The 18,671-nt window shown below is 69.3% G+C and carries 16 protein-coding genes; 11 read left to right on the top strand and 5 right to left on the bottom strand.

Annotated features, from left to right (window positions below; translation table 11 throughout):
* Nucleotides 1–67: 67 nt before the first annotated feature.
* Nucleotides 68–3,145 carry an FtsK/SpoIIIE family DNA translocase gene (locus MYSTI_RS07360; RefSeq protein ID WP_015347089.1) on the bottom strand — a complete coding sequence of 1,026 codons (3,078 nt, stop codon included), beginning with the start codon at nucleotides 3,143–3,145 and terminating at the stop codon, nucleotides 68–70.
* A gap of 203 nt (nucleotides 3,146–3,348) precedes the next feature.
* On the opposite strand from MYSTI_RS07360, the gene MYSTI_RS07365 reads away from it, so the two are divergent.
* The 4 genes from MYSTI_RS07365 to gatB are packed head-to-tail and all read left to right on the top strand — an operon-like array spanning nucleotide 3,349 to nucleotide 6,938.
* A complete protein-coding gene (locus tag MYSTI_RS07365; RefSeq protein WP_015347090.1) occupies nucleotides 3,349–3,678 on the top strand; it encodes a TFIIB-type zinc ribbon-containing protein in 330 nt (109 codons plus the stop codon).
* Nucleotides 3,679–3,701: 23 nt separating this feature from the next.
* The gene (gene gatC / locus MYSTI_RS07370) at nucleotides 3,702–3,989 is read left to right on the top strand and encodes an Asp-tRNA(Asn)/Glu-tRNA(Gln) amidotransferase subunit GatC (RefSeq protein ID WP_015347091.1); all 288 of its coding nucleotides are present in this window, start codon (nucleotides 3,702–3,704) and stop codon (nucleotides 3,987–3,989) included.
* Nucleotides 3,990–4,007: 18 nt separating this feature from the next.
* Nucleotides 4,008–5,468, top strand: a complete 1,461-nt coding sequence (gene gatA / locus MYSTI_RS07375; RefSeq protein ID WP_015347092.1) for an Asp-tRNA(Asn)/Glu-tRNA(Gln) amidotransferase subunit GatA — start codon at nucleotides 4,008–4,010, stop codon at nucleotides 5,466–5,468.
* A 30-nt stretch (nucleotides 5,469–5,498) separates the two neighbouring features.
* A complete protein-coding gene (gene gatB / locus MYSTI_RS07380; protein ID WP_015347093.1) occupies nucleotides 5,499–6,938 on the top strand; it encodes an Asp-tRNA(Asn)/Glu-tRNA(Gln) amidotransferase subunit GatB in 1,440 nt (479 codons plus the stop codon).
* A 1-nt stretch (nucleotide 6,939) separates the two neighbouring features.
* On the opposite strand, the gene MYSTI_RS07385 is transcribed toward gatB, so the two are convergent.
* Both MYSTI_RS07385 and MYSTI_RS07390 read right to left on the bottom strand, forming a co-directional pair.
* The gene (locus tag MYSTI_RS07385) at nucleotides 6,940–7,968 is read right to left on the bottom strand and encodes a carbon-nitrogen hydrolase family protein (protein WP_015347094.1); all 1,029 of its coding nucleotides are present in this window, start codon (nucleotides 7,966–7,968) and stop codon (nucleotides 6,940–6,942) included.
* Nucleotides 7,969–7,997: 29 nt separating this feature from the next.
* Nucleotides 7,998–8,960 carry an isopenicillin N synthase family dioxygenase gene (locus MYSTI_RS07390; RefSeq protein ID WP_015347095.1) on the bottom strand — a complete coding sequence of 321 codons (963 nt, stop codon included), beginning with the start codon at nucleotides 8,958–8,960 and terminating at the stop codon, nucleotides 7,998–8,000.
* A 179-nt stretch (nucleotides 8,961–9,139) separates the two neighbouring features.
* On the opposite strand from MYSTI_RS07390, the gene MYSTI_RS07395 reads away from it, so the two are divergent.
* Nucleotides 9,140–11,293 carry a serine/threonine-protein kinase gene (locus MYSTI_RS07395; RefSeq protein WP_015347096.1) on the top strand — a complete coding sequence of 718 codons (2,154 nt, stop codon included), beginning with the start codon at nucleotides 9,140–9,142 and terminating at the stop codon, nucleotides 11,291–11,293.
* Between the two features lie 42 nt (nucleotides 11,294–11,335).
* Here MYSTI_RS07395 and MYSTI_RS07400 read toward each other — a convergent pair whose 3' ends face one another.
* A complete protein-coding gene (locus tag MYSTI_RS07400) occupies nucleotides 11,336–11,695 on the bottom strand; it encodes a hypothetical protein (protein WP_015347097.1) in 360 nt (119 codons plus the stop codon).
* A 253-nt stretch (nucleotides 11,696–11,948) separates the two neighbouring features.
* Here MYSTI_RS07400 and rplU point away from each other — a divergent pair, with 253 nt between their 5' ends.
* The 6 genes from rplU to MYSTI_RS07430 all read left to right on the top strand — a co-directional run bounded on the left by rplU (nucleotide 11,949) and on the right by MYSTI_RS07430 (nucleotide 17,214).
* On the top strand, nucleotides 11,949–12,257 hold the full coding sequence (gene rplU, locus MYSTI_RS07405; protein ID WP_015347098.1) for a 50S ribosomal protein L21: 309 nt from the start codon (nucleotides 11,949–11,951) through the stop codon (nucleotides 12,255–12,257).
* A 39-nt stretch (nucleotides 12,258–12,296) separates the two neighbouring features.
* Nucleotides 12,297–12,569 carry a 50S ribosomal protein L27 gene (gene rpmA / locus MYSTI_RS07410; RefSeq protein WP_015347099.1) on the top strand — a complete coding sequence of 91 codons (273 nt, stop codon included), beginning with the start codon at nucleotides 12,297–12,299 and terminating at the stop codon, nucleotides 12,567–12,569.
* A gap of 123 nt (nucleotides 12,570–12,692) precedes the next feature.
* Nucleotides 12,693–14,171 (top strand): GTPase ObgE, encoded by a 1,479-nt coding sequence (gene obgE / locus MYSTI_RS07415; RefSeq protein ID WP_015347100.1) that lies wholly within the window; start codon nucleotides 12,693–12,695, stop codon nucleotides 14,169–14,171.
* A gap of 4 nt (nucleotides 14,172–14,175) precedes the next feature.
* Nucleotides 14,176–14,856, top strand: coding sequence for a TrmH family RNA methyltransferase (locus MYSTI_RS07420; RefSeq protein WP_015347101.1), 681 nt, complete (start codon nucleotides 14,176–14,178; stop codon nucleotides 14,854–14,856).
* A gap of 77 nt (nucleotides 14,857–14,933) precedes the next feature.
* The gene (lolA, locus tag MYSTI_RS07425; protein WP_015347102.1) at nucleotides 14,934–15,728 is read left to right on the top strand and encodes an outer membrane lipoprotein periplasmic chaperone LolA; all 795 of its coding nucleotides are present in this window, start codon (nucleotides 14,934–14,936) and stop codon (nucleotides 15,726–15,728) included.
* A gap of 49 nt (nucleotides 15,729–15,777) precedes the next feature.
* Nucleotides 15,778–17,214 carry a hypothetical protein gene (locus MYSTI_RS07430; RefSeq protein WP_015347103.1) on the top strand — a complete coding sequence of 479 codons (1,437 nt, stop codon included), beginning with the start codon at nucleotides 15,778–15,780 and terminating at the stop codon, nucleotides 17,212–17,214.
* Nucleotides 17,215–17,256: 42 nt separating this feature from the next.
* Here MYSTI_RS07430 and rimO read toward each other — a convergent pair whose 3' ends face one another.
* Nucleotides 17,257–18,654 (bottom strand): 30S ribosomal protein S12 methylthiotransferase RimO, encoded by a 1,398-nt coding sequence (gene rimO / locus MYSTI_RS07435; RefSeq protein WP_420811515.1) that lies wholly within the window; start codon nucleotides 18,652–18,654, stop codon nucleotides 17,257–17,259.
* Nucleotides 18,655–18,671: the final 17 nt, after the last annotated feature.

The following is an 18,671-nucleotide window of genomic DNA, read 5'->3' on the forward strand; positions in this document are numbered from 1 at the left end:
CGCCTGAAATGAAAAGGGGCGCCCGGATCTCGCCGGGCACCCCTGGGAACTTCATCCGTCTCGAGCGCTACATCGCTCCGGCGCCCGGCATGTCACCCACGCCTCGGATGAGCACCTCGCGAGGCTTGGCGCCGTCCGCGGCGCCCACGATGCCGTCTCGCTCCATCCGCTCGATCATGCGCGCGGCGCGGTTGTAGCCGATGCGCATCTTGCGCTGGAGCATCGAGATGGAGACCGCGCGCATCTCGCTGACCACCGCGAGCGCCTGGTCGTACAGCTCGTCGGACAGCTCGTCCTCTTCGCCACCGGACTCCACGTCCTCGTCGCGCGGCTTGAGGATGGACTCGTCGAAGACAGGCTTGCCCTGGGCCTTGAGGTGGTCCACCGCCTTCTTGATTTCGTCTTCCGACACGAAGGCGCCGTGCACGCGCTGCAGGTGGGCGCTCGTCGGCGGCATGATGAGCATGTCGCCCATGCCCAACAGGGCCTCGGCGCCCACCGTGCCGAGAATCGTCATCGAGTCCGGCTTGGAGCGCAGCATGAAGCTGATGCGCGTGGGGAAGTTCGCCTTGATGACGCCCGTGACGACGTCCGTGGACGGACGCTGCGTGGCGACCATCAGGTGGATGCCGGCCGCGCGCGCCATCTGCGCCAGGCGCGCCACGTACGTCTCCACCTCGCGGCTGGCCACCATCATCAGGTCCGCCAGCTCGTCGATGATGACCACGATGTAGGGCAGCTTCTTGAGCTCCTTCTTCTCCGGCTTGCTCGAAGCGGCCTCCAGCGCGGCCTCGGTCCCGTCGTCCTCGGCCTCCAGCTCGGGCACGGTGTCCTGGGGCGCGGGCTCCTCCTCAGACATCACCGCCTCGCGCACGTCCTCTTCGTCCTCGCGAGGCGCGGCCACGCCCAGGGCATCCGCGTTCGACGCGCTCCCTTCGACGTCCAGCACCAGCATCTTCTTGGGCTTGGACTTCTTGGGCGCGGGCTCGACGGCGGAGAGGGCTTCCTTCACCTCGGAGGCGGAGCTCTCCACCAGCTTGTTGTAGCCGGCGATGTTGCGCACGCCCGCCTCGGACAGCATCTGGTAGCGGCGCTCCATCTCCTCCACGGCCCAGCGCAGCGCGAGCGCCGCCTTCTTCGGGTCCGTCACCACCGGCAGCAGCAGATGCGGGATGCCCTCGTAGACGGAGAGCTCCAGCATCTTCGGGTCCACCATGATGAAGCGCACCTCCTCCGGTGTGGACTTGAGGAGGATGCTCATGATCATCGAGTTGACGGCCACGGATTTACCCGAGCCCGTCGTACCGGCGATGAGCAGGTGGGGCGCCTTCGCCAGGTCGAAGACGTACGGCATGCCCTCGATGTCCTTGCCCACGCACATGGTCAGCTTGCTGGAGCCCTTGAGGAACGCGTCCTGCTCGGCGATCTCCTTCAGGTAGACCGTCTCGCGGTCCCTGTTGGGGACCTCGATGCCGACCACGCCCTTGCCGGGGATGGGCGCGACGATGCGCACCCGCATCGCCTCCATCGCCATGGCCAGGTCATCCGCGAGCGCGGCAATCTTGCTCACCTTGATGCCAGGGCCCGGCAGGAACTCGTACATGGTGACGACAGGGCCGGGGCGAATCTCCACCACCTCGCCGACGATGCCGAAGTCCGCCAGCTTCGCGCGCAGCTTCTCCGCCGTGGACAGGAACGCGTCCTTGTCCAGCTCCGAGCGCTCCTTCTTGTTGTACTCGAGCACGTCCAGCGGAGGCAGCGTGAAGCTCTTGCGGTCCCCGACGAACTCGAACTGCTCCTGGCTCTTCTTCGCGGTGGGCTTGGGCGGCGCCTTGGGCTCCACGATGAGCGGCATGCGCGCCAGCGCCGAGGACTGAGGCGCGGGCGCACTGGCCACCGGAGCCGCGGGCGGGTGCACGATGGGCGCGGCGATGACGGGGGCCGCAGGCGCGGGCTCGGTCGACTCTGGCAGCGCGGCGACGGGCGTCGCGGAGGGGCCCGTGACGATGTTGGGCGTCTTCCTGCGGCCACGCGGGGGCTCGACGCCCTCGGGGACAATGGGCGTGGAGTGGGGCGCGGGCGCGAGGAACGACGCGGCCCAGGCCGGGTCCGCTCCAGGCGCCGGACGCTTCTCCGGGGCGGCGCGGACGGCCAGCTTGTCGGCGGGCACGGGCGGCGAGGACGTGGGCGGCAGCGAGTCCGTCTCCGCGGGCAGGACCTTCTTCTTCTCGAGCTTCTCGCGCTCGCGATTCTCCTTGAGGGCCAGCTTGTTGGCCGCGGCCTGCTCCTTCTCCGTCTGGCGGGCCAGACGCACGGCCTCCTCGGCCATGGCCTCCGCTTCCGCGGCTTCGGCCTCCTCGGCGGCGCGCTCGGCCTCGGCGAGCTCCTCTTCGTCCGCCTCCAACTGCGCGAGGAAGGCTGCCTCCTCCAGCTTCTCTTCGGCCACGCGCTCCTGGCGGGCCTTGTAGGCCACCTTCTGCGTCTCCCAGAACGCGTGCGCGGACTCGGAGATGCGGCGGCCCAGGACACACATGCCGGCCCACACCAGCGAGCACAGCTTGAAGAACGTGTACTGCGTGCCGACGATGAGCGCCGCGGCGCTGATGGCGGTGACGAGGATGACGGTGCCGACGGTGGAGAACAGCCCCTCCAGCACGCCGCCCAGGCTCGCGCCCAGCGCGCCGCCGGGAGGGTGTGCCCAGCCCTTGTCACCCGCGAAGATGAGCTGCGCGAGCACGGCGACGCTCGCGGTCAGCAGGAAGAGGCTGATGACCTGGGGGGCCCGCTTGCGGTCGCGGTTGCCCACGAAGAGCACCATGGCCGTGTAGGCGCCTCCGATGGGGGCCAGGTAGGCGCAGACCCCCAGCAGCCCTCGCAGGGTCTCCGCGATGAGGTGCCCCATGGGGCCCACCGCGTTGCGGAAGCCTGGACCGACCCGGTCATGGGCGTCGAACGTGGCCACCGACAACAGTGACAGCAGGGACAAGGCGAGCAGGAACACACCGGTGATGGCGCGCGCGGTTGTCCCGCCGTCGCCGTCGTCGATTCCCGCCTTCCGCTTCTTGTCCGCGAGCGCCTTGCGACGCGTCGCGATCTCCTGCCGGGACAGCACTGCCTTCTCCGCCCGACCCTTCTTCGCCGTCATGACCTTCTTCCCTCTGCGCGTCTCAGCCGCGTAGCGGGCTGTAGCAATGCCCGCGACGAGTGTAGGGAGGGAGGGGGTCTGGTCAATTTTCCGGCAGTCCCGCCGGATGACCCAGAAGGGGCCCGAGAGAGGGCCTACATTTCGGCTGCGCCTCCCGGAAGAGGGGGTATGGTGCCGCCACGAATTCTTGGAGGAGTATCGCCATGTCGGACAACGAGAAGCCGTCCTCGACCGAAGAGGAGTACTTCGCTCGCGAGGAAATCGAGAAGAAGCGCAAGCTGGCGCTCCAGCAGGCCGCGCAGACCGCGGAGAAGCAGCGCGAGGACCTCAAGAAGCTGCACTGGATGAAGTGCCCCAAGTGCGGCATGGACCTGCAGACGCTCAAGCAGGGCAACGTGGAGCTGGAGACGTGCTTCAACTGTGGCGGCGTCTTCCTGGACTCGGGCGAGCTGGAGCAACTGGTGAACCAGCACGGCCATGAGGGCAGTGGCAAGGTGATGGGCGCCATTCTCAACCTCTTCAAGCGCAAGTAGGCCGCTTCGAGGAGGCATCGGTCATGGCCCTCACGCTCGAGCAGGTGCGACACGTGGCCACGCTGGCGCGGCTGGCGCTGACTCCTGAAGAGGAGCAGCGCATGGCCACCCAGCTGTCGGCGGTGTTGGACGCGGTGGAGCAACTGCAGTCACTGGATGTGGGGGCCGTGGAGCCCACCTCTCACGCGACGCTCGCGGACTCGCTGTTGCGCGAGGACGTGACGCGGCCGTCGTTGTCGCCGGAGCAGGTGTTGGCCAACGCACCGGCGAAGGTGGGCACGTCGTTCGCGGTGCCCAAAATCATCGAGTAGCCCGGAGGGGCTCACGCCATGCAGCTCACGGACCTGTCGATGCTGGAGCTCGCGGAGAAGCTGGCCGCGGGCCAGGTGTCCTCCGTGGAAGCCACCCGCGCGTGCCTGGAGCGCATCCAGCGGGTGGATTCGACGATTCGCGCCTTCCTGCGCGTGGATGAGAAGGGCGCCCTCGCCGCCGCGGAGGCCAGCGATGCGCGCCGCCGCGCGGGCACTCCGGCCAGCGCCTTGGACGGCGTCCCGGTGGGGCTCAAGGACCTCTTCCTCACCAAGGGACTGGAGACCACCGCCGGCTCGCGCGTGCTCGAAGGCTTCGTGCCGCCGATGGACGCCACGGTGGTGCGCCTGCTGCGCGAAGCGGGGTTGCCCCTGCTGGGCAAGCTCAACCTGGACGAGTTCGCGATGGGCTCGTCCAACGAGTCGAGCGCGTACTTCCCGACGCACAATCCCTGGGACGTGACGCGCACACCGGGAGGCTCCTCGGGAGGCTCGGCGGCGGCGGTGGCGGCGCGCGAGGTGTATGGCGCGCTGGGCACGGACACGGGTGGCTCCATCCGTCAGCCCGCGGCCTTCACCAACACGGTGGGGCTCAAGCCCACGTATGGACGCGTGTCGCGCTACGGCGTCATCGCGTATGCGTCGTCGCTGGACCAGCCCGGGCCCATGACGCGCACGGTGGCGGACGCGGCGGCGCTGCTCCAGGTGCTGGCGGGGCATGACCCGCTGGACTCCACCTCCGCGCCGGTGAAGACGCCGGACTACTCGGCCGAGCTGGAGGGTGGGGTGCGCGGGCTGAAGCTGGGCGTGCCTCGCGAGTACTTCGCGGAGGGCATGGACCCCGAGGTGGAGGCCGCCGTGCGCGGCGCCCTGCGCGAGTACGAGCGGCTGGGCGCGACACTGGTGGATGTGTCGCTGCCGCATACCCGGTACGCGCTGGCGACCTACTACCTCATCGCTCCCGCCGAGGCCTCCAGCAACCTGGCCCGCTACGACGGCGTGCGCTACGGCCTGCGCGCGAAGGATGCGAAGGGGCTCAAGGAGCTGTACGCGCTGACGCGTGAGCGGGGCTTCGGGGCAGAGGCGAAGCGCCGCATCATGCTGGGCACCTACGCGCTGTCGGCGGGCTACTACGACGCCTACTACCTGCGCGCGCAGAAGGTCCGCACGCTCATCCGCGAGGACTTCACGCGGGCCTTCCAGCAGGTGGATGCGCTCCTGGCGCCCATCTCTCCGGTGGCGCCGTTCAAGCTGGGCGAGAAGGTCAACGACCCGCTGTCCATGTACCTGACGGACGTCTACACCCTGCCGTGCAACCTGGCCGGTGTGCCGGGCCTGTCGGTGCCCTGCGGCTTCACGAAGGCGGGGCTGCCGGTGGGGCTCCAGGTCCTGGGGCGGGCGTTCGACGAGGCCCTGCTGCTGCGCATCGCTCGTGCCTTCGAGCGCGAACACGACTTCTTCCGCCGCCTCGCGCCCGTCTAGGGCTCGAGGTCCGCACTCGGTGACTCCGCCATGCCCGTGAGCGATTTCCAGCCCGTCATCGGACTCGAGGTCCACGCGCAGCTCCTCACGAAGTCCAAGATCTTCTGCGGCTGCTCCACTGCGTTCGGCGCGGAGCCCAACCGCAACACCTGTCCGGTGTGCCTGGGCATGCCCGGCGTGCTGCCCGTGCTCAACGCGCGCGTGGTGGAGTTCGCCATCCGCACGGGGCTCGCGCTGGAGTGCGTCGTCAACTCCAAGAGCGTGTGGAGCCGGAAGAACTACTTCTATCCGGACCTGCCCAAGGGCTACCAAATCACGCAGTTCGACCTGCCCGTCTGCGAGCACGGGCGCCTGGTCATCGACACGCCGAGCGGTGAGAAGGTCATCCGCGTCCGCCGCATCCACATGGAGGAGGACGCGGGCAAGAGCGTGCACGACGCGGGCGGTGGGCAGAGCCTGGTGGACTTGAACCGCGCGGGCGTGCCGCTGCTCGAAATCGTCAGCGAGCCGGACCTGCGCGACGCGGACGAGGCGGTGGAGTACCTCAAGGCCCTGCGCGACATCCTCGTGTACCTGGGGGTCAACGACGGCAACCTGGAGGAGGGCAGCTTCCGCTGTGACGCCAACGTGTCCGTGATGCCCAAGGGCTCCGAGACGTACGGCCAGCGCTGCGAGCTGAAGAACATCAACTCGTTCCGCTTCGTGAAGCAGGCCATCGAGTACGAAATCTCCCGGCAGGTGGACGTCATCGAGTCCGGTGGGAAGGTGAGCCAGGAGACGCGCCTGTGGGACGTCAACAAGGGCGTCACCCGCTCCATGCGCAGCAAGGAGGAGGCGCACGACTACCGGTACTTCCCGGAGCCGGACCTGCCGCCGCTGCTCATCGCGAAGGAGCACATCGAGGCGGTGCGGCACGAACTTCCGGAGCTGCCTCGGCCGAAGCTCCAGCGCTTCGTGAGCCAATACGGCCTGCCCCCGTATGACGCGCGCATCCTCACCTCGGAGCGTCCGCTCGCGGACTTCTTCGAGGCGTGCGCCCAGCGCTACCCCGACGCGAAGAAGCTCTCCAACTGGTTCCTCGGCGAGCTGCTGCGGCTCTTGAAGGAGAGCGGCACGCCGGTGTCCGAGGTGCGCTTCACGCCCGCTCAGCTCGCCGAGCTCCTGGGCCTGGTGGACCAGGGCACCGTGTCCGCCAACGCGGGCAAGGACGTGCTGGCGGAGATGTTCCGCACGGGCCGCGCCGCCGCGGACATCGTCGCGGAGAAGGGGCTCGCGCAGGTGAGTGACACCGGCGCGATCGAAGCCGTGGTGGATGACATCCTCGCGAAGAACGCGGGCGAGATTGAGAAGTACCGCGCGGGCAAGAAGCAGGTGTTCGGCTTCTTCGTCGGTCAGGTGATGCGGGCCATGAAGGGCAAGGGCAACCCCGCCCTCGTCAACGAGCTCCTGAAGAAGAAGCTGGGCGACTGACTCACCGAGGACACGCGGGCACGGTGACGTGGAGCAGGTCCTCGTCACCTGGCCGCTCCGAGCGCGCGAGGACCTGTGCGCCCCCTTCCTCGGTCCGCTCCAGGATGAGCGACGGTGCCTCGAAGGTGTGCTCGAACATCGTCCCCGCGAGCTGCGCCGTCACGGTGTAGCGGACGTTCCGGAACGCGGAGAGCTCGGCGGTGAGGATGTCGTCGCGCCACGGCATCCGGCCGGAGTCCCGAGATGTGGGCCACAGCGAGGAGGCCGGGTGGGCGAGGATGCCCGCGCCCAGCGCGTCGTAGTACCGCGCGCAGGGCACGAAGTAGGGCTCGTGTGAGGTGAGCGGCCCGGGGAAGGCGTCGTAGCCCACCACTGTCGCGAGCCGTCCGAACGGGGTGGCGACGACGGACAGGTCCTCGGGACGGCCCGGACTCAAGCGCAGCGTGTCCTCGCGCGTGGGCACCAGGTTGACCTTGCGAGTCGTCGCCACGTGGTGGCCGCCCGGCGAAAACGTGTCGCTGGTGTTGAAGGTGCGTGCGCCCAGGGGCGAGAAGTCGGAAGTGCCGAGACCCCGCCGATTGCCAGGACGCCACGCGCTCCCCGCGACCACCCACAGGTGGAAGTCCCGCGCGATGGAGGAGAACGTCTCGTGCATCACCTGGTGCACGAGTGCCGCGCGGGTGGCGTGGAGTCCCTCTTCCCGCGTGGGCGGATGGAGCTCCCTCCACGCGCGCCACAAGGACCACCACTCCGTCAGGGCGACACCGCGCAGGGCGCCTCGCGTCGTCTGGCGCCACACCCGAGGAAGTCGCCCCATCCACCCGAGCGGCGCGCCGACCCACTCCGGCCACACCACGAGGGCGGGGTGGAGTGGGTTGCCCGCGGCATCCCGTGCACGCAAGTCGCTGACCCGTTTCGCGAGGGCCCGCTGCTTCCGGGTGAACGCGGCGGGAGCGTCGTAGTCCTCGAGCGAGAGGCGTGGCTGGAGGGCGAACAGCTCGACATGCGTGGCGGGAAGGGTGTCTTCCACGGGCGGGATTCCGGCTGGGAGTGACAGCGCTACTTGAGAAGCCCGTTCTCGCGCAGTCGCTGGTGGAGGAAGTCGCCCGCGGTGATGGGCGCGTGGCGCGCGGGATTGTCGGGTGTCTCCGTGCAGGGCAGGGGCTTGAGCACGCAGTCCGAGGAGGGGTGGCAGAAGAACGGCAGCGAGTAGCGGACCGTGTCCTCCTCGGAGCTTCGCGGATTCACCACGCGGTGGGTGGTGGCCGGGATGATTTCGTTCGTCACGCGACTGAGCATGTCGCCCGAGTCCACGACAATCTGCCCGCGCAGCGTGTCCACTGGCAGCCACTCGCCATCGCGCGTGAGCAGCTCCAGGCCGGACGCGGTGCCCTCGCACAGCAGGGTGATGAGGTTGATGTCCTCGTGCTCGGCGGCGCGGACTCCGCCGGGGATGAAGCGCTCGCGCAGGGGCGGGTAGTGGATGAGGCGCAGCACGGAGTTCCCGTCCGTGGCCATGTCGCTGAACGTGGGGCGCGGCACGTCGAAGAACTCGGCCAGGGCCTGCAGCATCATCTTCGCGGCCCCGTCCAGCTCGCGGAACAGGGCCATCGTGTGCTCGCGGAAGGTGGGGACCTCGGAGGGCCACACATTGGCGCCGTAGTGCGGGAGGTACCGGTGGCCGGCGGGGAGCTCGCGGCCCACGTGCCAGAACTCCTTCAGGTCACCGACCTTGCGGTCCTTCGCGTGCTCCTTGCCGAAGCCCGTGTAGCCGCGCTGCCCGGCGAGCTCCGGCACCGCGTAGCGCGTCTTCACGTCATCGGGGAGCTGGAAGAGCTTCTCCACGTCCGCGTAGGTGCGGCGGATGAGGCCGTCATCGATGCCGTGGCCCACCATGGACACGAAGCCGAACTCGCGGAGCCCCTCGCCAAAGGTGTGGACGAAGCGGGCGCGCTCGGTGGGGGTACCGGAGCGATAGTGGGACAGGTCGATGAGGGGGATGCGGCGTGAGGTACTGGACATGGGGCGCGCACTTTAGACGAGCGTGATGGATTGTCGGCATCGTCAGCGTCGTGCGGTCGACCGTCCCCCTGCCCCGGTGCACCGGCTTGCGTGTCACCAGGCGACATCCCCCTGGCGCCGCCAGTGGTCAGTGACGCACCCGGATGCCCAGACTCTCCTGGCAGCCCCGGGAGAGTGGCATGGCCGAGGTGAGCAGCGGTGAATCGTGCGAGGCATGCGGCCAACGACATGGGCCCTCGCGGTCTTGCCCGACGCTGGTGCGTGAGGAGAAGGGTGATGGAGCCGCGCGTCCCCGGTGTACTCCGGTGGGCGGGGAGACGGACCCACTGGTCGGCGCCCGGCTGGGCAGCTTCCGGCTCGTGCGCCGGCTGGGGCGCGGCGGCATGGGCACCGTGTATCTGGGCGAGCACGTGTCCATCGGCAGCCGGGTGGCCGTGAAGGTCCTCCACGAGCACCTGGCGATGTACCCGGAGCTCGTGCAGCGCTTCCACGCGGAGGCGCGGGCCGTCAACGTCATCGGCCACGAGAACATCGTCAGCATCTTCGACCTGAACGCAGGTCCGCCCCGGCCGTACCTCATCATGGAGTACCTGGACGGCGCGCCGCTGTCCGCCTGGGTGGGGACGCCGCTGCCCGCGCCAGCCGTCGTGTCGGTGCTCTCGCAGGTGTGTGACGCGCTCCAGGCCGCGCACCTGAGCGGCATCATTCATCGCGACCTGAAGCCGGACAACGTCTTCCTGGTGCGGCGAGGGCGCAGCACACCCTTCGTGAAGGTGCTCGACTTCGGCATCGCGAAGCTGGTGGACGCGCGCATGCCGCAGACCCACGCGGGCATCATCGTGGGCACGCCCGAGTACATGGCTCCGGAGCAGTCGCAGAGCCGGAAGGTGGATGGCCGGGCCGACCTGTACGCCCTGGGGGTCATCGCCTTCCAGCTCCTCACGGGCCGCCTGCCGTTCGAGGACGAGGGACTGGCCGCGCAGCTCGTGGCGCATCAGATGCGAGCGCCGCCGTCCTTGCGCTCGCTGCACGCGGCCGTGCCGGAACCCCTGGAGCGCGTCATCCTTCGCGCGCTCGCGAAGACACCCGAGGAGCGGTTCACGACGGCCGCCGTCCTGCGCGCGGCCCTGGAAGGCGCGCTCGCGGTGAGTGCCCGTCCGCCGAGCCCTCGGCCCGCGCGGCCTCCCGCACCGGTGAGGACGGCTTCGCCCGTTGTCGTGTCCGCAAGCGGGGAGCCCGAGGAGCTCGTCGCGCCTTGGTCTCCCGTGCCTCAGGCGTCGTCGCCCGGGTGGGCCGCGGCGCCTCGGGGAGGGCCCGGGGTGGCCTCGCCCGTCTCCGCGCCAGCACCGGACTCCTCGGAGCGCCGTGGGCCTCCGGTGGGCGCGGTGCCCGTGAGCCCGGGCGGGCCCCAGGGGCGGGCGCGGACGGTGGAGCTTTCGGTCCGCGTGGTGCTGCGCCCGGGGGAGACGCCCATCTGGCTGACGGCGTCGGACTTGTCGCGCGGTGGCTTGTTCCTGCGCAGCGAGGGTGTCCTTCCGCCGCTCTTCTCCCGGCTGCCCATGGTGCTGGAGCTGGACACCGGGCCCCACAACGTCGTCTGCGAGGTGGTGCACCACGTCCCGGCCGAGCAGGCCCGGCTCTGGGGCATGGCCACGGGCTTCGGCGTCCAGTTCGTCGAGGCCTCCCTGGCGCTCAAGACCTCCGTGGATGCGCTGCTGCGCGCGGGGCCGGGGCACCGGCCCTCTCCGCCAGTCCCCATGGTCGATGACGCCATGGCGACGCGGGTGCTGGAGGCGTACCGGATGCGGCTGACGGGGGACCACTACGCGGTGCTGGCGGTGACTCCGGACCTGGAGATGGGCGCGCTGCGTGCCCGCGCCCGCGAGGCCCGGAGCATCCTGGAGTCACTGCGCCAGCGCCCGCTGTCGCCGTCGCAGTGCATCCTGCTCGACTCGGTGCTGGGCCGGCTCCTCGAGGCGGGGGACGTGCTGGGCACCGTCACGCAGCGGGCCTTGTATGACGCCTGGCGAGGCAACCACCGGGGCGTCGCGCGCTGCCTGGAGGCGGGGCTCACCCCCGAGCAGCTCGACTCCCTGCGGCGCCAGTTCCTCGCGCGGCGGCCCCAGTCCTCGGGCATGGCGCGGGTGCACTACCTCTCTGGCTCGGCGCTGGAGCGCGAGGGGCAGCTCGCCCGGGCGCTGGAGACCTATGAGCGGGGCCTGGCGTTGGATCCGCTGGAGTCGAGCCTCCACCTCCGCTACCGCAGCGTCCGGCGGGCGCTGGATGCGCGCGGCGCCGCGGAGCCCTCGAACGACAGGGCCCGGTCTCCCTGAGAGGAGCACCGGGCCCGGAGGACTCGCGCGGGGGCGGTGGGGTTACTTGGCCGCTTCGGCGCAGTCGGGGTTCAGCTCCGCCGCCTTGTCGAAGCAGGCGCTGAACAGGTCGATCCAGTCCAGCTCGCCCCCCGCCTCGCAGTTGGGCAGGTCCTTGAGGCAGTCGGCCACCTCGTTGAGCCGGTCCTTCTCCTGGGCCGAGCAGTGGTCCAGCGCATTCTCGCAGACGTTCTTGTCGAACCCGCTCGTCTCATCCCCCTCGTCCGAGGTGTTGCCGCAGGACTCCACCTTCTTGCTCAGGCCCCGGTGGGCCTCGTCCAGGGCGTCGCAGGCATTCCCCCCACAGCCGGCGCCGAACATGAGAGAACCGGCGGCCATCAGGCCGAACATGAGTTTCTTCATTGTGGAATTTCCCCCGCGAACGGTTGGTAGGACGGTGTGCGGCCGGACTCTCGTCGGCCCCGCCATCAGGTAGGTTCGCCCTGGAGTGGGGGCAATCTGGCCCGCCGGACGAGATGATCCAGCATCCGCCTTGACTCGCCAGAGCATCTCCCGTAAATCCGGCCGTCCTTTGCGCCAAAGGGCGGCCCGACCGTCCGAAATGCGCGGCCGATTCCACGGGTTGACCCAACCCGAAGCTGACAGGGGTTAGACGATGTACGCAGTGATTCGCACGGGCGGAAAGCAGTATCGCGTCGCCGAGGGCGATGTGCTCCGGATCGAGAAGATTGCCGGCGACATCGGTACCGAGGTGTCCTTCACCGACATCCTGCTGCTGGGCGGCACGGACAGCCCCAAGGTGGGTCGTCCGACGGTTGCCGGCGCGCGCGTCGTGGGCAAGGTGCTGGCGCAGGACAAGCACCGCCGCGTCCTCAATTTCCGCAAGGAGAAGGAGGGCTGGACCCGCCGCCGTGGTCACCGTCAGCCGTATACCGAGGTGAAGGTCACCTCCATCTCCGGCTGAGTCCGGACGGTTTCACCTCAATTTCAGGAGCAAGGTGTCATGGCCCATAAAAAGGGACAGGGTTCTTCGCGGAACGGTCGCGATTCCAACCCGCAGTACCGCGGCGTGAAGGTTTACGGTGGCCAGGAAGTCTCGGCTGGCAGCATCCTGGTTCGCCAGGTCGGCACCGTGATTCACGCTGGTGCCAATGTGAAGCTTGGCCGCGACTTCACCCTCTATTCGGTGGTGGATGGCGTGGTGAAGTACGAGCGTCTGGGCCGCGACCGCAAGAAGGTCTCGGTCTACCCGGCTGCCGAGCAGCCCAGCGCCTGACGGTCTCCCGGCCTTCATGGGCCGGTCCCGTAGGGCATTCACGAGCGGGTCGCTTCTCCAGTCCAGCGCCATTCGGCGTTCAGGACGTGAGGCGGCCCGTTTCGCGTTTTCAGGAGAGCTTTCATGAAGTTCGTCGATGAGGTCCGCATCTTCGTGAAGGCGGGCGATGGCGGTAACGGCGCGGTGTCCTTCCGTCGCGAGAAGTTCATCGAGCGCGGTGGCCCCAACGGCGGTGATGGCGGCAACGGAGGCTCGGTCATCTTCGTGGCTGATCCTCAGCTGACCACGCTCCTGGACTATCGCTACCAGCAGCATCACCGGGCGAAGAACGGTGAGCACGGCATGGGCAGTGACTGCAACGGTCACGGGGCCGACGACATGATCCTCCGGGTGCCGGTGGGCACGCTGGTGAAGGACCACGGCACGGAGGAGCTGCTCGTGGACCTGAGCGAGCCGGGTCAGCGCTGGGAGGCGGCGAAGGGCGGGCGGGGCGGCCTGGGGAACATGAACTTCGCGACCTCGACGCGGCAGACGCCGCGCTTCGCCCAGGACGGGACGAAGGGCGAGGAGCACACGCTGCGGCTGGAGCTGAAGCTGCTGGCGGACGTGGGCCTGCTGGGCTTCCCGAACGCGGGCAAGAGCACGTTCATCTCGCGGGTGAGCCGGGCTCGGCCGAAGATCGCCGACTACCCCTTCACCACGCTGGTGCCCAACCTGGGCATGGTCCAGTACAAGGACAACCTGTCGTTCGTGATGGCGGACATCCCCGGCATCATCGAGGGCGCCAGCGAGGGCGTGGGCCTGGGCCACCAGTTCCTGCGGCATGTCGAGCGCTGCAAGGCGCTGATCCACCTCATCGACATGGGCGCGGAGGGCGAGGGCCGGGCTCCGCTGCATGACTTCGACGTGCTGAACCGCGAGCTGGAGAAGTACAGCGCTGATCTCGCGGGCCGGCCCCAGGTGGTCGCGGCGAACAAGCTGGACCTCCCGGACGCGCAGGCGCGGCTCGGGGAGTTCACCGAGGCCCTGCGTGAGCGCGGCATTCGCGTGTACCCGGTGTCCTGCGCCACGGGCGAGGGCATGCAGACGCTGATGGACGCGGTGGCCGAGGTGCTGTTCACCGGCCGCACCGACAAGCTCCACGTGGAGCCGCCGCCCGGCGCGAAGAAGCGTGGGGCTGGCAAGTCGGTGGCCAGGCAGACCATCGCGGAGGTGAAGGCGTCGCTCGCGAAGGGCTCCTCGACGAAGCAGGCCGCCGGCACGAAGGGGGCCGCGACCTCGAAGTCCTCGACCCAGGGCACCGCGAAGAAGGCCGCGGCGAAGAAGGGCTCCGTGGCGAAGCCGACGCCGGCGAAGAAGGCCGCGGCGAAGAAGGCTGTCAGCAAGAAGGGCAGCGGCTCGAAGGCCCCCTCGGTGAAGCAGGCCGCCAAGAAGGGCGCCGTGAAGAAGGCCGCCGCCAGGAAGCCGGCCAGCGCGAAGGGGACCGTGGCGAAGAAGTCCGCCAAGAAGGCCGTCGCCAGGAAGTCGGCGCCGGTGAAGAAGCCCTCGCCGAAGGCGAAGGCGAAGAAGCCAGCGGCGCGCAAGTCGGGCGGGAGGCGCTAGGTCGATGTCCGGCGGCGGCCCCCGTTACGAGCGCTTCGAGAAGGTGAAGGTCGAGCCGGAGCAGTTCCTGCTCGACGTGCGCAAGGAGAAGATTGACCGCGTCGTCAGTCAGCGGACGCGCAACTTCACGGTGGTCCTCGACCGGCTGGAAGACAGCTTCAACATGGCCGCGGTGCTGCGCACCTGCGAGTCCATGGGCGTGCAGGAAGTGCACGTCGTCATCAACCCGGAAGCGCCATTCCTCCCCAACTCACGCGTGGCGCAGGGCTGTGACAAGTGGCTGGACGTGAAGCTGTACAAGTCCTTCGCGGAGTGCCGGGAGCACCTCAAGTCTCGAGGGTTCCAGCTGTACGCCTCGGCCATCCGCGAAGGGGCCACCAGCCTCTACACGCTGCGCTTCGACACGAAGGTGGCCATCGTCCTCGGCAACGAGCGCTTCGGCGTGAGCGACGACGTGCTCGACGCCGTGGACGGCACCTTCTGGATTCCGATGCGGGGCTTCAGTCAGAGCCTGAACATCTCGGCGGCGGCCTCGGCGTGTATCAGCCGGGCGATCGCCTGGCGGGATGAGCACCTGGAGGGAGGCTCGGGGGACCTGCCGCCGGAAGAGGCGCAGGCCCTGCGGGAGCGCTTCTACGTGCTGGCCATCAAACAGCGGAAGCGCCTCTTCAAGAAGCAGCCATGAATGCCGGCCCCCCGGGGCGCGTCGGTATGGGGTAGATGGACGCCGTGGGCCTACCTGGCCCCCTGGAGACGCACGCCATGTTCCTGGAAACCCTGCTCGCCACGCTCCTGTCCGCGCAACCCGTGACGCCGGCTCCCGCTCCCGCCGCGCAGGCTCCGGCGGCCCAGGCGGCGCCCTCGGCCACGGGCAAGCCCGCCACTCCAGCGGCGAGCACCCCGAAGGCTTCGGCGACACCTGACGCGAAGCCCGCGGCCACGAAGCCCGCGCCGCCCATGGCGCCCGAGGTGAAGTCCCTCGTGGACCGGATGCAGGCGTTCTACGAGAAGACGGGCGACTTCCGGGCCGGCTTCCGGCAGGACTACAAGTACAAGACCTTCCGCCGCACGCAGACGTCCGAGGGCGCTGTCACCTACAAGAAGCCCGGGCTGATGCGGTGGGAGTACCAGAAGCCTTCCGTGCGCACCTTCGTGCTCGCCGGGAACAAGATCTACGCGTACGACCCAGCGGCCCAGTCGCTCACGGTGGCGGGCGTGGACACCAGCCAGCTCTCCGCCTCGGTGACGTTCCTCTTCGGCCAGGGGAAGCTCGCGGATGAGTTCGCCATCTCCAAGGGCACCTGCAAGGACTGCAAGGGCACGCTGTTGGTGCTGGACCCCTTGAAGCAGGAGCCTCGCTTCAAGCAGGTGCGGCTGGAGGTGGACCCCGCGTCCGCGCAGGTGCTGAAGAGCACCGTGGTGGACCCGGACGGCAGCGAGAACACCATCTCCTTCCTGGACCTGAAGACGAACGTCGGGCTCTCCGCGGACAGCTTCAAGCTGGATGTCCCGGACGACACGCGCGTGGACGACTTCACGAAGCAGAAGAAGCAGTAACCTGCGCGGCGTGCGCGGCGCGTTCCTGTTCTGGGCTTGTCTGGGGTTGATGGGTGCTGGGTGTCACCGAGAGGTGGCCCCGAGCGCCTCGCGGCCCGAGGGGTTGGCGGGGCAGACCCTGCCGCTGCTGGCGTCTCCGGCGCTGCGGCTCACCGTCGCGGGGACGCTGGGGGGACGCTCGGTCCCCGTCGTGCTGGATGTCGCTCGGCCCCTGTCGATGGTCTCCCAGGCGTGCTTCGACGGTGGAGCCCCCGCGCCCGAGGGGACCGTCCGAGCCCCCGAAATCGCGGGAGGCTTCCGCGCGTGGCCCGTGATTCCGCTGCCCGCGCTGACCGTGGGGCCGTCGCGCGTGCCCTTGGGCTCTGCGGGGCTGTCCGGGGAGAAGCCCTGCTCGGTGACGCTGGGCTCGGATGTGCTGGAGCCCTACGCGCTCACGGTGGACCCGCTGCGCCGCGAGGTGACCTTCACCGCGTCCCGCTCGCGGGAGTCCTACCTGTCGGAAGTCGCCCGCTCGGATGCCGCGCGCGAGGTCCATCGCATGGAGCTCAGCCGCGAGCCCGTGGGCGACTGGCCGCTCCTGGCGGCGCAGGTGGCGCAGGGGGACGCGGAGCTCACCGGCCCCTTCGTGCTGTCCACGCGAGAGCCCTTCTCACGCCTCGCGGTGGGGCCCGCGGAGGCGCAGGGACTCCAGCCGTTGGAGACGGCCGCGAACCTGCCGCCGAGGACGTTCGCGGTGGACGCGGTGGACCTGGCCGCGGGCGTGGGCGTCCGGCCTCTCGTCGTGGAGGCCGCGGGACGGTGGGACTCACCCAGCAGCCTGGGGCGCCTGGGGCCCGATGTCTGGGGACGCTTCACCGCCACGCTGGATGCGAAGGGCGGGGTGCTGGTGCTGCGCAGGCCTCGCGTGAGTGCGCCAGCAGCCCCTCCTCCAACGGCCGGGGCGGCACCGCCCCTCGCGCCCGCGCCGCCGTTGACGCCGCGACAGCGCTGCTCCGATGCCCAAGGCGTCTTCAGCGAGGAGGCGTGCTACGGGCTCCACGTGCGGCGGGAGCCGGACGGCGGGGTCTCCCTCACCGGCGCGGTGTTCAGGGACCTCCCGGAGGGAGGCCGGCTCTACCTCGAGCCCGTGAGCGCGGAAGGCCAGCGTGTGGAGTCCGGCTGCGCCGTCGGCCTGAGCTTCCCCTCGACGAGCCGAGGCCTCACGACTCAGCACCGCCTGCCCTGGCCTTCGATGGCGCAGTCACTGCCCATCTGCCACGCCGCGCTCACGCGGGCGAAGGGCTTCAAGCTGTCGCTCTTCGAGGAAGGCAGCCAGCCCGAGTGCCCCACCGCGTGTGCCTTCGTCACCGAGGCCGCCACGCGGCGCACCGTGTGCGAATGCCAACCGACGCCCCTGGGAGAAGGTGTCGCGGCGCCCTCGCGGAAGAAGACCTCGCGAGAGCCACCGCCAGAGGAGCGCGAGCTGGAGCCAGAGGACCCGAGGTAAGCGGGCGCCCAGCTCGCGCGAGACAACCGAGGCCGCGGACGCCTACTCCATCCGCGTCGTGGGCCGAGGCATCTGCACCACCGGCACGGGGGCCGGGTGCGCGTCGCGAGCCACGTGCTGACGCTGCTTCGGGTCCGGGCGCTCCACCACGCGCGCGACGAGGTCGTAGTCGTGCGCCTCCGTCACCTCCACGGTGACGAGCTCGCCCGGGTACGCCAGGCCGTCGTTGATGTAGACCAGACCATCGATTTCGGGCGCCTGGCCCTGGTGACGGCCCACCAGCAGGTGCTCCGTCTCGGGCGCGGGGCCTTCCACCAGCACCTCCAGCCGCTTGCCCACGAGCTTCTTGTTCTGCTCGCGGTTGATGCGCTTCTGGATGGCCATGACCTCGCGCCACCGGCGCTCGATGGTCTTCTGCGGCACCTTGTCCGGCAGGTCGAACGCCGCAGTGCCCTCTTCGTCGGAGTACTGGAAGACGCCCAGGCGCTCGAAGCGCTGCGTCTTCACGAACTCCTTCAGCATCTCGAAGTCCTCTTCCGTCTCACCCGGCAGGCCGACGATGAGCGAGGTGCGCATCACCAGCCCGGGCACGCGCTCGCGCAGCTTCGTCAGCAGGCCCTTGAGGAACTCCGAGTTGCGGCCGCGCTTCATCGACAGCAGCAGCTTGTCGCTGACGTGCTGCACCGGCATGTCCAGGTAGCGGGCAATCTTCGGCTCCGACGCCATGACGTCGATGAGCTCGTCCGGGAACACGCGCGGGTAGGCGTAGTGCAGGCGAATCCACCGCACGTCCACCTGCGCCAGCGCCTTGAGCAGGTCGTGGAGCTTGGGCTTGCCGGGCAGGTCATGACCGTACGCGGTCAGGTCCTGCGCGACGAGGTTCAGCTCCTGCACGCCGCTGTCCGCCAGCCGCTTCGCCTCGATGACGATGTCGTCGATGGTCCGCGAGCGCTGCCCGCCGCGCAGCGTGGGGATGATGCAGAACGCGCAGGCGTTGTCACAGCCCTCGGACACCTTGAGGTAGGCCGTGTACTTCGGCATCGAGTTGACGCGCGGCGTGTTCGCGTCGTGGATGTAGTCGGGGTCCGGAATCACCTGACGCGGTGACGCCTCGGCCGCCAGCAGGTCGCCAATCTGGGCGTACGCGCTGGTGCCCAGGAAGTGGTCCACCTCCGGCATCTCCTTCGCCAGCTCCTCGCCGTAGCGCTGCGACAGACACCCCGTCACCACCAGGGTGCTGCAGCTGCCCGTCTTCTTCAGCTCGGCCATCTCCAGGATGGAGTCCACGGACTCCTGCTTGGCCGGGCCGATGAAGGCGCATGTGTTGACGACGATGACCTGGGCCTCGGAAGGCTCCTGCACCAGCGTGTAGCCACGGTGCTTCAACGTGCCGAGCATCACCTCGGAGTCCACCCGGTTCTTCGGGCAGCCGAGGGTCATCATGTAAAGGCTCTTGG

The sequence above is a fragment of the Myxococcus stipitatus DSM 14675 genome, from assembly GCF_000331735.1.
Taxonomy (GTDB): Bacteria; Myxococcota; Myxococcia; order Myxococcales; family Myxococcaceae; genus Myxococcus; species Myxococcus stipitatus.